General features: G+C 66.4%; 12 protein-coding genes, 1 tRNA gene and 1 riboswitch. All 13 genes read right to left on the reverse strand.

Annotation, left to right across the window (positions count from 1 at the left end):
• Positions 1–81: 81 nt before the first annotated feature.
• The 13 genes from EV560_RS33185 to EV560_RS33245 all read right to left on the reverse strand — a co-directional run bounded on the left by EV560_RS33185 (position 82) and on the right by EV560_RS33245 (position 12,589).
• Positions 82–759, reverse strand: coding sequence for a GntR family transcriptional regulator (locus EV560_RS33185; RefSeq protein WP_131860147.1), 678 nt, complete (start codon positions 757–759; stop codon positions 82–84).
• A gap of 128 nt (positions 760–887) precedes the next feature.
• Positions 888–1,754 carry an ABC transporter permease gene (locus EV560_RS33190; RefSeq protein ID WP_131860148.1) on the reverse strand — a complete coding sequence of 289 codons (867 nt, stop codon included), beginning with the start codon at positions 1,752–1,754 and terminating at the stop codon, positions 888–890.
• Positions 1,755–1,757: 3 nt separating this feature from the next.
• The gene (locus tag EV560_RS33195) at positions 1,758–2,825 is read right to left on the reverse strand and encodes an ABC transporter substrate-binding protein (protein WP_165923756.1); all 1,068 of its coding nucleotides are present in this window, start codon (positions 2,823–2,825) and stop codon (positions 1,758–1,760) included.
• Positions 2,826–2,851: 26 nt separating this feature from the next.
• On the reverse strand, positions 2,852–3,937 hold the full coding sequence (locus EV560_RS33200) for an ABC transporter ATP-binding protein (RefSeq protein ID WP_131860150.1): 1,086 nt from the start codon (positions 3,935–3,937) through the stop codon (positions 2,852–2,854).
• The gene (locus EV560_RS33205) at positions 3,934–4,788 is read right to left on the reverse strand and encodes an ABC transporter permease (RefSeq protein ID WP_131860151.1); all 855 of its coding nucleotides are present in this window, start codon (positions 4,786–4,788) and stop codon (positions 3,934–3,936) included. The genes EV560_RS33200 and EV560_RS33205 overlap by 4 nt, the downstream gene beginning before the upstream one ends.
• A 623-nt stretch (positions 4,789–5,411) precedes the next feature.
• Positions 5,412–6,179 carry a glucose 1-dehydrogenase gene (locus EV560_RS33210; RefSeq protein WP_131860152.1) on the reverse strand — a complete coding sequence of 256 codons (768 nt, stop codon included), beginning with the start codon at positions 6,177–6,179 and terminating at the stop codon, positions 5,412–5,414.
• Complete coding sequence (locus tag EV560_RS33215) at positions 6,176–7,177, reverse strand: ABC transporter substrate-binding protein (protein WP_131860153.1); 1,002 nt, start codon at positions 7,175–7,177, stop codon at positions 6,176–6,178. The genes EV560_RS33210 and EV560_RS33215 overlap by 4 nt, the downstream gene beginning before the upstream one ends.
• Before the next feature lie 3 nt (positions 7,178–7,180).
• Complete coding sequence (locus EV560_RS33220; protein WP_131860154.1) at positions 7,181–7,930, reverse strand: ABC transporter permease; 750 nt, start codon at positions 7,928–7,930, stop codon at positions 7,181–7,183.
• Complete coding sequence (locus tag EV560_RS33225) at positions 7,927–8,724, reverse strand: ABC transporter ATP-binding protein (RefSeq protein WP_131860155.1); 798 nt, start codon at positions 8,722–8,724, stop codon at positions 7,927–7,929. Before EV560_RS33225 ends, EV560_RS33220 begins: the two co-directional genes overlap by 4 nt.
• Positions 8,714–10,162, reverse strand: a complete 1,449-nt coding sequence (locus EV560_RS33230; RefSeq protein WP_207908177.1) for an acyl-CoA reductase — start codon at positions 10,160–10,162, stop codon at positions 8,714–8,716. Before EV560_RS33230 ends, EV560_RS33225 begins: the two co-directional genes overlap by 11 nt.
• 4 nt (positions 10,163–10,166) lie before the next feature.
• The gene (locus EV560_RS33235; protein WP_131860157.1) at positions 10,167–11,243 is read right to left on the reverse strand and encodes a LuxE/PaaK family acyltransferase; all 1,077 of its coding nucleotides are present in this window, start codon (positions 11,241–11,243) and stop codon (positions 10,167–10,169) included.
• An 84-nt stretch (positions 11,244–11,327) separates the two neighbouring features.
• Positions 11,328–11,459, reverse strand: a riboswitch (TPP riboswitch).
• 541 nt (positions 11,460–12,000) lie between these two features.
• On the reverse strand, positions 12,001–12,285 hold the full coding sequence (locus EV560_RS33240; RefSeq protein WP_131860158.1) for a hypothetical protein: 285 nt from the start codon (positions 12,283–12,285) through the stop codon (positions 12,001–12,003).
• 229 nt (positions 12,286–12,514) lie between these two features.
• Positions 12,515–12,589 (reverse strand) — tRNA-Thr (locus EV560_RS33245).
• Positions 12,590–12,619 lie beyond the last annotated feature (30 nt).

The raw sequence follows: 12,619 nt of genomic DNA on the forward strand, positions 1-12,619 counted from the left end.
AAAGCTGGATGGATACCGATGGGCGAGGCCCGTCGGTATCGCATCCTCATTTCGCTCGCCGCGCAGGGCGTTCGGCGGCGTTTACTTCGGCAGCAGCCGCAGCAGGTCCTGCTTCACGGCGAGGATATGATTGAGCATCAGCTCGGCCGCGGCGTTCACGTTGCCTTCACGACAGAACACCAGAAGCGCCGCGTGCTCCCGTCTGGCACGCGTGGTTGCCCCTTCCGACATGGCAAGCTGGACGCGGGTGTATCGGTCCGTATTGGCGAGCAGCATGCGGACCAGCGCCAGGGTTTGCGGGCGGTCGGCCGCCCTGTAGAGCGCCAGGTGGTATTCGGTGTTCAGCTCGCCCCAGGCGTCGATATCGCCGTCACGGATCGCCGCCTCATAGTCGTCGAGGATCCGCTCGACGCGCGCGAAGTCGCTGTCCCGCAGCCGCGGTACCGCCCGCCGCGTGAGATCCGGCTCGAGCATGGCACGCAGGTCGAAGAGCTCGGCGATATCGTCGGCCGAAAGCGCGGTCACCACCGCGCCGCGGTGCGGATGAAGCGTGACAAGCCCCTCGGCCGCCAGTTCGCGAAAGGCCTCGCGAATCGGGATGCGGCTAATTCCGAACTCGTTGGCGAGTGCATCCTGCCGCAAGGCCTCCCCCTCCGCCACGGAGCCTGAGAGAATGCGCCGGCGCAGTTCGGCGACCGTGGCGCTCGCGACTGTCTGTCGAAGCTGCAGCTGCGGTTGGCCCGGCTGGCGCTTTGTCATTCAAGTCTACCCTCGCTGAATCAGAACACGCCGTACAACTAGCGACCTCCGGAATTAGCGGGCAACCCCCCGTGACGTGAGACATTTGGCCATCCCGGCCTGCCCGCTTCCGCCGGGCCGGCCGCCTGTCAGGCGCGATAGCGGCGGGGGACCAGCGTATGGGCCACCACGGCCAGCAGCAGGGTCGTCGCCATCAGCACGAAGGCCAGCGCGGATGCGAACGGCCAATTATTGTTGGTGCCGAATTCCCAATAGACGAGCGGCGCCATCATCTGGAACCGGGGTCCGCCGAGAAGAATGGGCGTGGCATAGGCGTTCATGCCGAGGATCAGGCACATGATCGTCGCGATCGCGATGCCCGGGATGGCGAGCGGCCAGATCACGCGCCAGAAGGCCCTGACCGGTGCCGCGCCAAGGCCGCGGGCCGCTTCCGACAGGCGATCGTCGATTCCGGCGAAGACGCTCTGCGCCATCAGGACCATGTAGGGCAGGTTCGCCGAGACGATGCCGATCACCACGCCGGTCGAGCTGAACTGCATCTCGAAATGGCGCTGGAAGAAATAGCTCGAGCCGAGATCCAGGACGCCGCCGCGGGCAAAGAGGATCATCCAGCCGAGCGCCCGCACGGTGCTGCTGACGAAGAGCGGCATGATCATCGCGAAGATGAATATGCCGCGCCAGGGCGGGCGCATGCGCGACAGGCGCCAGCCGATCGGCAGGCCGAGGATCAGGCACAGCACGGTGCTCAGCAGCGCCACGCCAATGGTCGTGCGCATGACCTCCAGGTAGAACGGGTCCGTGAAGAAACGGACATAGTTCTCGGGCGTCACCGCCGCGATCATCAGGTCGGTCGGGCTGAACCTGTTGAAGCTGTAGCGGACCAGCAGCGCCAGAGGCGCTGCCAGCATAATCAGAACGACGAGGGTCGCCGGCGCGAGCAGCACCGTGCCGCCCAATTGCCGGCTTCGCCGTCCGGAGATGATCGCGTCACTCATCGCTCAGCTACGCTGAATGGTTTTCTTCCACCAATCGGCGAGGTCGGCCGATCCTGCCGCCATCGCGGCATAATCAGGCACGACCAGCTTCGGCGCGGGGACCGGCAGGGCGAGCTGCTGGGCGAGCGTGCCCGACAGCCCGGCATTGTCGGTGGCCGGGATGTAGCCGAGCTTCGCGGCAAAGCCCTGCTGTGCCGAAGGTTCCAGCATGGCGTTGATGTATTTGAGCGCCGCCTGCTTGTTGGGGGCGTTCTTGGGGACCACGAGGCTCGAGACGTACAGGGCCGCGCCTTCCTTGGGGAAGGCCGCCTTGACCGGGATGCCCGAGTCCTGCCAGCTGATCACGCGGGCGAGGAACATGATGCCGGCATCGATCTCGCCCGATTTGAAGGGCGGGGCGGTGGCGTCGACCGAGGGGTAGAGCTTGAGCCCGTTCTTGTTGAGGCGGATCATCGCCTCCTTCGCACCGGCAACATCGGTGATATTGCCGCTGGCATAGAGGGCGGCCGCCATCATGTTGAACGGGAAATTGCCGTCGGTCAGGCCGACCTTGTTCTTGTAGGCGGGCTCGAGGAGATCGGCGAAGCTCGTCGGCGGCTCCTTCACGCGCTCCGAACTATAGATCAGGACCTGCGGGCTATAGAATTGCGGCGCGGCCGTCGGCGTCAGCAGGTTGGGAAGCGCATGGGCGAGGTTCGGCACCGTCGCTGCGTTGAGCGGCTCCAGCGCGCCGAGATCGGCGAGGCGCTGGGCGACGCCGCCGGTGACGCAGGCAACGTCGATATTTCCCTGCGGGAGCATCCGCTGCGCCTGGATCTTGGCGACGCGGGCCTCTTCACCGCCGATGTCCTGAACAACCTCGATGCCGAGCGGCTTCATGAAGGGGACATCGACATTCTCGGTCAGAAGACGTCCGAAATTCCCGCCCCAGGTGCTGACGACGAGGGTCGAGGATTGAGCCCTGGCGCCGGAGGTCCAGATCGCCGGCATGGCCAGTGCGGCGGAGCCGGCCAGCACAGTCCTGCGGCTCGGCAGCCCTCGTCCCCGGCTGCGCTTTCCGATGTCTTCCATTGCCATCTCCCTCTTCCTTGCTCCAGTCAGTGGCCGGCCGATAATGGCCGGTCGTCTTCGCTGAAGACCCTCTCGTCACCGATCGCCCAGGAGACGCCGACCAGGTCCCCTTCGGCGAACCGCCTGGTCGCGGCCGGGCCTGAAGACGGGCTGCGGATAACCAGGCGGGCGTCGCCGAGCCGCACGATCTGTTCGACGGTCGTCCCGAGATAGGTTGCAAGCTCGATGCGCCCGCAGACGCGCTCGTCGCCGCCCGTGCCGGCCGGCGTCAGCACGATCCGCTCGGGCTTGAGCGCCAGGGTGACGGCGCCGCGAGCCTCATATCGCCCGGCCAGGGCGACTTGCACGCCGCCGCAATCCAACGTTCCGGCGTCGCTCAGCCGCCCCTGGACGAGGTTGCTGTGACCGATGAAGCCCGCCACGAATGGCGTGGCCGGACGTTCATAGACATCCTCCTGCGTGCCGATCTGCTCGATACGGCCGGCGCGCATGACGACCAGGCGGTCGGCCATGGCCATGGCTTCGCTCTGGTCATGGGTGACCATCAGAGCGGTCAGCCCATGGCTCTTCTGGAGCATCCTGATATCGCGTGCCACATCGGAGCGCAGCGCGGCGTCGAGATTTGAAAGCGGCTCGTCCAGGAGCAGCAGGCGCGGATGCGTCGCGAGGGCGCGGGCGATCGCCACGCGCTGCTGTTGTCCGCCCGAGAGCTGCTTGGGATAGCGCTCGGCAAAGCCCTCGAGCTTGACCAGCTTGAGCACATCCATGACGCGCGCTGCCCGGTCGGTCTTGGGCACGCCATGCATCTCCAGCCCGAAGGCGACGTTCTTGGCGACGGTGAGATGCGGGAACAGGGCGTAGCTCTGAAAGACGACGCCCATGTTCCGTCGATGCGTCGGCAAGGCCAGAATGCTGCGCCCGTCGAGCAGGATGTCGCCGCCGCTGGCCTCGACGAACCCTGCGATCATGCGCAAGGTCGTGGTCTTGCCGCAGCCGGAGGGGCCGAGCAGCGCGATCATCTCGCCCGGATTCACATCGAAGCTCATCCGATCGACGGCCTGCTCCGAGCCATAATGCTTGGAGAGATCGCTGACGCTGACCGCGACGCTCATGATGCCACCTGATCGAGGCGGACCAGGCGGTCGAGCAGGAGAAGGGCCGCGCCGACGATGGCCATCTGGATGACGGCGACGGCGGCGATCAAAGGGTCCGTGCTGTAGGTCAAATGCTGAAGAACCGCGTTCGGCAACGTGTTCGTGCCCGGGTTGATGAGGAAGATCGTCATTTCGAGGTTCTCGAACGACACGATGAAGGCGAAGAGCCCGCCGGCCACGATCCCCGGCACCATGGCGGGCAGGGTGACTCGCCAGATCACCATCAGCGGGGAGGCGCCGAGACTGGCGGCTGCGTCTTCCGTGGAGCGATCATGGTTGGTGAGGCTGGCAAGGCAGAGGCGCACCACCCAGGGGAGGGTGATCAGCAGATGGGCGAGGATCATCAGCCCGAGCGATCCGGCCAGCCGCATGCCGAAGCTGAGCTGCACCCAGATGGCGAAGACGTAGATGCCCAAACCCATGGCGATGCCGGGCACCGTCAGCGGCGCCAGCAGAAGCGTGCTGATCAGGCCGCGCCCGGGAAACCGGTAGCGCGACAGCCCAATTCCCGCGGGCACGCCGACGAGGAGAGCGAAGAAGACCGCCACGACCGCAATGCGAAGGCTGGTCCAGATCGGCTTGCCGAACTCCTCCGGAATTCTCGCATACCAGTTCAGGGTGTAGCCGCGCGGCGGAAAGGTCACCAGCGTCTCGTCGAAGAAGCTGATGTAGAGCGTCAGGACCAGCGGCAGGAAGATGGCGACGATGCCGATGACCAGCGCGGCATGAGCGCCCCAGCGGCCGCCCACCTCAAGAATCTGCCTGGCGAGACTATCGCGCCGGTTGGAGGGGAGGCTGCGTGCAGTCACCGGGACGGCTCAGCGATGGCGGCCGCGCGCGTCGATCCAGCAAGGAAAAGACTTCGTACACCAGCCAAGCGCCCCTCCCAGATCCGCTTGTTCTCCGCGAATATTTTATACAATCCTCACGCTTTTTATCCAAAGTCAAGCGGTGCGTTCCGCATAGGTCGGCATCGGAAATAAGCGGTGGGGCGAAAGGCCACCGAGGCGGCCGACAGGCGTGATTCCGCCAAGAGCAGCGCTTCGCCATCGCGATGGCCGAAACTCCCTCGGCCTTCCCCGGGTTGATGGTCGCAGGGGTGCAACATCGCGATTATCCCAATGAAATGGCTCGCAATCTGGGCCCCATCGCCTTCGTCGCTCAGCCCCGCCTGGCTTGGGGCCAAGCCCGCTCATCCGCCTCGGGGAATCTGGGCCAGGCCCAGCGGCGGGGATTGCCCATCTGGAGTGCGAAGCTGTGAACGCCGGGCCTGAAGCGTTCGAAATGTCCTATCCGAGTACCAGTCTGGGGATGGCGCTGCCGGCAAGGCTCCTGAATGCAATCCGCATCGGTGGAGGCGCTGGTGGCGTGACGGAAAGCGACGAGACCGTCGCCATCGAGCCACGCACCCAAATCGTCGGCCGGCCCGTCCTCATGTCATGACCAGGCCGCCATCGACATGGAGCGTCTGGCCGGTCACGAAGCCGCTCCAGTCACTGGCGAGAAAGAGCACTGGGCCCGCCACGTCTTCCGGGCTCGCGATCCGGCGCAGCGGCGTCTGTGCGATCAGCATCTCGCGCACCTCTTCCTTTGTCGCCGCGCTCGCCTCGGTGGGGTAGACGAGCCCGGGAGCGACGCAGTTCACCCGGATGCCGAGAGGGCCGAGCTCAGCGGCGAGATTGCGGCTGAAACCGATCAGCGCCGCCTTGGCTGTCGTATAGTCGTGATAGGGGATGCTCGGGCGCGTCGCGAGATCGCTGGCGATGTTGACGATGCTGGCCTGGCTGCGCCGCTGGAGCAGGGGCAGCATCGCCCTCGTCACCGTGTAGGCCGCCTTCACCGCGCCGTCGAATTGCTGCTCATACGCCTCCCAGGGCGTCTCCCAGAAACGGGCGCGCCGGTCGGGATCGAAGCGATAGGGCGCCAAGGCATTGTTGATGACGATATCGAGCCGGCCGATTTCCTGCCCGATGCGCTCCGCCATTGCGGCCACCGCTTCGGGGGAGGTGACGTCCGCCGCAACAGTCAGCGCTTCGCCACCGAGTTCGCGGCAGGCCGCGGCCACGGCCGAGGCCGCCTGCTCGTTCTCGCGGTAGTTGATGATGACGAGCCCGCCCTCGGCGGCGAAGGCCTGTGCGATCGCGGCGCCGATGCCACGGCTGGCGCCGGTGACGAGGATGCTCCGGTCGCGGAACTTCATCGCGCCGCGTCCTTCGCCGGGACGAGGTCGCTTCTGACGATGGCCGCCATGTCGAGCTTGCTGCCGATCAGGCCGAGGCTGTGGAACGTGTCCGCGCCCTTCTGCATGACCTCGGGATCGAAATGGCCGAGGCCTTCGCGGTCGGTCGTCGGCGACACGCTGGCGAGGTTGCGCAGCTTGATGATCTCGAGATTGACAGCCTCGTCACGTCCGTTGATCGCGCGGGTGACCGCGAGGCGCGCGGCCTCCTGCGGCTGCGCGATCATCCAGGCGGCGGAGTCGCGATAGGCGGCGAGGAAGCGCCTGAGCAGCGGCTTCTTGGCCTCATAGGTCGCCTGCGTCACGACGAAAATGTCGCTGGGGAGGTTGAGATGGTCCTTGACCTCGATCACCTCGACCTCGCCCAGCCCCTTGGCGCGGCCAACGAGCAGGCCGGTATCGGTCGCGGCGGTGGCGTCGACCTGCCCCTGGATCAGCGGCGCGAAGTTCAAAAGGCCGGTGACCTCGATCGTGACGTCCTTCTCACCGAGCCCCACCTGGTTGAGCAGGACCTGCAGGTTCTGGCGGGTGCCGCTGGACAGGCTGTAGACGCCGATGCGCTTGCCCTTGAGATCGGCGGCCGAGCGGATGCCGCGCCCCTTCGGCGCGACGACGTTGAAGACGTTCTGGGGGTAGATGTTGTAGATCGCGACGAGCTTCTCGCCCTTGTCGAGGGCCAGGTAGAGCGACGCGGGGTCGGTGAAGGCGATGTCGGCCTGGCCGGCGAGCATGTTCTGGATCGCCGAGCCCCCGCCATTGCCGGGAATGTAGTCGAGCGCGATGCCCTTCGCCTTGAAGAAACCCTTGTCCGGTTCCGCGAGCAGATTGGTGATCTCGCTGATCGGCTGGCTCCAGCCTGCAACGGTGACCTTGTCGAGGCCCTGGGCGGTTGCGGGCCCGGCTGCGAGCCACGTGGCGGCGAGCAGGAGGATAACGCGCAGGATGAATGGCGCGGACATGGTTCAACCTTTCGGGAAGCGATGCAGGACGCGGCGCTCCAGCACGCGCACGGCTTCGTAGAGCAACATTCCAAGAGCGGTGATCACGATGAACAGCGCGAAGATCAGGCTTGAATCCATCACGCTCTGGGCGGCGATGATCGAGGCGCCGAGACCGCTGCGCCCGCCGACGAATTCGCCGACGACGGCGCCGACGAGCGCGAGCACGACCGCAACGCGCAGGCCGGCCAGGATGACGGGCAGGGCCGCCGGCAGCTTGAGGCGCAGGAGGGTCTGGAGCCGGCCGGCTCCGAGCATGCGGAAGAGCTCGCGCCGCGCCGGGTCGACCTCCGCGAGCCCGGTCACCGTGTTCTCCATCAATGGGAAGAAGCAGATCAGCGCGGTGATGACGATGGTGGGCGTCAGGCCGAAGCCGAACCAGATGATGAAGAGCGGGCCAAGCGCGAGCTTGGGCACGAGCTGGCTCGCCAGCACATAGGGCCTCAGCAGCCGGCTGAGCGCCGGGAATTCCGCGAGCAGGATGCCGGCGCACAGCCCGACGATCGCACCGATGCAGAGGCCGAGCGCCATTTCCGTCGCGGTGACGGCGAGGTGCGGCCAGAGCCGGCCTGTTGCCATCTCGCTCCAGAGCGTTGCGAGCACGTCGGATGGCGGAGGCAGGATGAGGGCGGGCACCGCACCGAGCCGGCACCAGGCCTCCCAGCCAGCGAGCAGGGCGAGCAGAAGCAGCAGCGAGGGCAGGCGCGCCGTCATGCCGCCGGCCTCTGGCTGGGTGCGATGCCGGTCCCAACGTCCATGGCATCGCGCAGATCGCGGCAGGTTGCAGCGAAGGCCGGTGAATAGCGCATGTCACGGTGACGGGGCCGCGGCAGCGGGACCGGTTGCGCATGATGCACGCGGCCCGCCGCCATCACGGCGACCCGGTCGGCGAGATAGACCGCCTCGGCGATGTCGTGGGTGACGAAGAGCGCTGTCGTGCCTCGCATTCCGCACAGCCGGAGTAGGTCGTCCTGCAGTTCCTCCCGCGTCAGGGCGTCCAGGGCCGCGAAAGGCTCGTCGAGCAGGAGCAGGTCGGGTTCGCCGATCAATGCCCGCGCCACGGCGACGCGGCTCTGCTGACCGCCCGAAAGCTCGAACGGTCGGCGTGCGGCCAGCTCCGCCAGCCCGACGAGCGCGAGCAGGTCGAGCGCTGCGGCGCGGTCGCGTGCCGTCACGCGGCGCTTCAGCGAGATCGGCAGCAGGACGTTATCGAGTGCGCTCAGCCAGCCGAGCAGGGTCGGTGCCTGGAAGACGAAGCCGATGCGCTCGCCGGGGCCACGCAGCGTCTCGCCACCGATGCGGATCGTGCCTTCTTCCGGCAGGATCAGCCCGGCGGCGAGCTTCAGCAGCGTAGTCTTGCCGCAACCGCTGCGGCCGAGAAGGCAGTGAAGCTCGCCGCGCGGGATCGTCCAGTCGATTCCGTCGACAATTGCAGGCCAGGCGCCGCCATAGCTGAAGCGCGCGCCGTCGATCACGACGAAGCCGGCAGGCGACGGATCAGTCGACATAGGGCGCGAACCCTTCTGCCGCCGCCTCGGCGCTGTGCTCGATCTCGGTCATGGTGACGAGGTCGAGCAGGCTGAAGCGTCCGTCATGGTGCCAGCCGGCTTCCGGCGCGGTCATCCGACCGATGGCGGTGATGCGGCTGATGCCGACTTCGCCGAGCCTGGCTGCAAGCCGGAAGAGCTCGGCCGGCGGAGCGGCGATGCCCGCCGTCTGCAGGAAGCTCCGATAGGGGGCGACGAGCGCGGGAACCTCATCGAGGCTGTCGACGGAGACCAGCTTGAGCGTGCGATTGAGGCCGGAGGGACTCAGAGCCTCGACGGCTTCGACATGGATGACGGCCCAGGAATCGGCAGGTTCACTGAGGAGCTCCGACATGCCATCAAGCGTCCGCAATTCCTGGGCGGCGCGCCAGGACGCGATCGAGGCCGCCTCCTCGGGCGAAAGCTGGCGGCGCGGATGGCGTCGGGCGAGGGCGGCGAGCTCATGCGCCAGATAGCGCGCGAATTCCCGCGGCGCGACCATTCCGCCGCGCTCGACGAAGAGCAATTGCGGGGAATAGCAACCCTGTTGCTCATAGCGGACGACATCTTGCGCGGCGAGGCGGGCGAGCGCCGGCGCCTTGCGGCTGTCGAGTGCCGCGCGGGAGATCGCGCCGAAGCCGATCTTGTGGCCATGCGGCAGGAAGCGCGTGGTGATGGGCAGCTTGGCGCGCAAGGTCGCAAGCGTGGCATTGCCGCCATAGGCCATCACCGTGTCGGCCGCGCGCAGGAAGGCGGCTTCGCCCGCTTCCTCGCCGCCTTTCCACCAGACGATGGCGAGGCATTCGCCGAGTTCCGGATCGATCTCGGCGACCAGACCGGCGAACCAGCCCGCCATCAATGGCTCGGCCGAGGCGAGCTTGCCGACGGTGCCGGCTTTGACCAGAAGCCCGCAGATCAGGCTCCAGAGCGGCAGGGCAGGGACATTGCCGGCCCAGACATGCAACAGCAGGTCCGGGCCCCGCGCGCGCAGGAAACCGCCCTTCGCCGCCGGCTGGAAGGCATCGAGCATGCCGGGATTGGCAAAATCCTCGGCCAGGAAGCGCAGCAGCTGTGGCCGCCGAAAGGTCTTGAGGTAGCTGGTGAGGCCGAGACGGACCGTCTCCCGGTCATAGCCGGTGACGATGGGCAGGAGCTGCTCGGCCTTGCGGCGCAGCGGATGCTGGCGGTCGAGAAGCCGCGCGATCGCCTCGTCGATCGCGCCCACGATGCGCGCAACCTCCATCCGGCGGATGCGGGCACGCGCGCTCGAACGCACGCGTTCGCACAGGGCCTGCGCCTGCGCCTCGTCGAGCTCCGGCAAGGCGATCTCGACCGTCTCGCCCCATGCCGAGTGACGCACGTGGCGCCAGCGCAGCTCCTCGCGTGTCAGGCCCGGCAGGTGGCCCGCATATTCGATCACCGGCTCAACCTCGCGCCGCCGCCAGGAACTCGGCGACCGCCACGGAACAGCCCTTCGATTCAGCGCCGTCGACCCGGCCGAACAGCCGGAAGCCACCCGGCACGATCTCGCCGGCATCCTCGGTCAGGATAGCCGAGACACAGTTGAAATGGGCGAGGTCGTGATGCACCAGCACGCCGCGCGCGCCCTCCGGCAGGTCGGCGCCGGTCAGCGGGTCGACGACGCGGCTGCGGATCCAGTGCGGGCCGGACTTGACCGGTGGGCAGGCCGCGTTGCCGTCGTCGTAGAACTGGGTGCTCAGCTCGGTCATGCCGTACATGTTGATGCAGGAGCTCCGCTGCACGCCGAATGCGGCCGACAGCCCGTCATAGAATTCGTCCGGCGCCAGCTCGCGCGACTGGCCCTTGAAGCCGCCGGTATCGAGGACCAGGCTGCCAGGCGGCAGCGCGAAGCGTTGGCCGCGCGCCGCGAGCGCGTCCATCAGCGGCACGAAAGAATAGCTCGCTCCGAGCAGTGCATAGGGCTCGTCACCCGCCTCGGCCTGCGCGAGCACCGGCAGAAGTCGATCGAGATCGAGTCCGTTCGCGCCGATGAAAACAGCGCTTTCAGGCGTGCCGCATTCGCGCCGGGCAAGGGCGAGGTAATGCGCCAGCGAGGAATTGGGCAGCTCCGTCTCGTCGGGGAAGAGGATGCCCATGCCGAGACGCTCGCGCCCCTTCATGAAGCGCCGGCGGAAATTCACCAGCATCGAACGGTCGTAGACGGCGAGCGTGGGGTGATAGCTGCGGCCGCGAATTCCCTGTGTCGTGCCGCTGGTCATGAAGACGCGCTCGGCCGCCTCCGGCGGGCTGCAGCTCAGGGTCAGGTCCTTGAAGGCGGTGATCGGAACCGGCGGGATGTCGCGCCAGCGCCGCACCGAAAGCGGCGTGCGGCCGCGCTGCAGGGCGAAGCGGCGATAGGGCTCGTTGTTCCGGAACTGATAGGCGAAGAGCTTGAGCGCCAGCGCCTCGAACTCCGCCTCCGTCGCCTCCGGAAGCGCGATGAACGCCAGGAGCGCCTCGATGATCTCGGCTTGCGTCACGTGGCCACTCCAACCCGACCCGCCGGCTCTGCCGGACACAGGTCGACCGCGAAAGGACCATCGGCGCAGTTGGAATCAGGGCGTATAAGGCCGCCTGTCCCGCATCCCTACGCCGGTATGATCCGGATCAGGTTCGTAGGGTCACCGCGTTGCCGGGACCTGAAGTCCGGGCCGGCGGAATCTCAGCCTCCTAGCGAGGCCCCCCTGGGAACATGCTTAGGTGGCTGTCCGCATGGCGGCTTGTCAAGTTAAAGCAGCGCGTAGCGCAGGCTGCCGCAGGGAAGGCCCGTGAATGGCGCATGCGAGAAGCGGCAGTTCACATAGGACTGTCATGGAAGAATGGCGCCGCGATCTGCTGGCCTTCTTCGTCCGATCGCCGAAGCGGCGCGGGAGGCTTGAGACGACGTATGGCCGCGGCAACGAGGACGCCGCGCGCGCGTGACGTTGGCTAGAGCCGGCGCTGCCTTCGCTCCGCACTCACCGGCCACGGGCCCCCTTCATCAGTGAGCCGGAAAATGACCAGATTGTCTCAGCTGATCAATACGCCGCCTACTGGAAGGCCATAGGAAGCGCGAGTAGCGCGAGAACCGTGACTACAATACTGGCGCGAAGCCAGATACCCGTGACGCCACCACTTACGAGCATATACAACCTCGATAGCACAACGTGCGGTGCTAGTTCCGACGCTTTACTGGCCGGCGTCGTCGACAATTCCCCAACTGTTTTTGATTGTGCTCATATTGATCGTGGACGCAAGTTACTTGTGCCCTTTGGCCGGGTATGAAACCAACACGCCGCTGTCGACGATCTCAAATCGACAATCGTCCACGAATTTGACCGGCCGGCCGTCATCCAGGGTGTATTCGGTGAGGTTCAGTCCCGGCAATGGACGCCAGACTATGACCGTATAGGCGTTCCCCTCGGTATCCCTACAGGCCTCGCGGCAGAGTTCTTGGGGGTGGGATACGATGCGGCCGAAGCGGACGATCGGCTCTGATCGGACGGTGCTTCCATGTTTCGAGAGTTTGGGGCTGGCATTCATGGTGGCACCTGCGTAACGCGATCAGTGCCCGTCAACGAAATATCGGCGATCTGTGTTCCCTGACGGACCTGCGCCCCGCTGTCCCGCCATGGCTTCGATGACCGTCTGCGTCACCGGCAGGACATGTGCGCCGTTGCCGGCCAGTTCCAGCTCCGGCAGCCGGGCGTTGAGATCGCAGGTTGCCAAGCCCCAGGGTGAGCAACGTTTTCGCAATTTCTGGAGTTGAGGCTGGTGCTGCGAGAGAGGATTGAACTCTCGACCTCTCCATTACCAATGGAGTGCTCTACCACTGAGCTACCGCAGCAGGACCGCAAGCCTTGATGCGCCGGAAGGA

Origin of the sequence: Allobosea sp. BK604, from assembly GCF_004341515.1 — a bacterium.
Lineage (GTDB): Bacteria > Pseudomonadota > Alphaproteobacteria > Rhizobiales > Beijerinckiaceae > Allobosea.

Excerpts from the sequence above, each read along its gene's own strand:
- EV560_RS33185 (WP_131860147.1), bottom strand. The coding sequence starts at position 759 with ATGACAAAGCGCCAGCCGGGCCAACCGCAGCTGCAGCTTCGACAGACA.
- EV560_RS33190 (WP_131860148.1), bottom strand. The coding sequence starts at position 1,754 with ATGAGTGACGCGATCATCTCCGGACGGCGAAGCCGGCAATTGGGCGGC.
- EV560_RS33195 (WP_165923756.1), bottom strand. The coding sequence starts at position 2,825 with ATGGAAGACATCGGAAAGCGCAGCCGGGGACGAGGGCTGCCGAGCCGC.
- EV560_RS33200 (WP_131860150.1), bottom strand. The coding sequence starts at position 3,937 with ATGAGCGTCGCGGTCAGCGTCAGCGATCTCTCCAAGCATTATGGCTCG.
- EV560_RS33210 (WP_131860152.1), bottom strand. The coding sequence starts at position 6,179 with ATGAAGTTCCGCGACCGGAGCATCCTCGTCACCGGCGCCAGCCGTGGC.
- EV560_RS33215 (WP_131860153.1), bottom strand. The coding sequence starts at position 7,177 with ATGTCCGCGCCATTCATCCTGCGCGTTATCCTCCTGCTCGCCGCCACG.
- EV560_RS33220 (WP_131860154.1), bottom strand. The coding sequence starts at position 7,930 with ATGACGGCGCGCCTGCCCTCGCTGCTGCTTCTGCTCGCCCTGCTCGCT.
- EV560_RS33225 (WP_131860155.1), bottom strand. The coding sequence starts at position 8,724 with ATGTCGACTGATCCGTCGCCTGCCGGCTTCGTCGTGATCGACGGCGCG.
- EV560_RS33240 (WP_131860158.1), bottom strand. The coding sequence starts at position 12,285 with ATGAATGCCAGCCCCAAACTCTCGAAACATGGAAGCACCGTCCGATCA.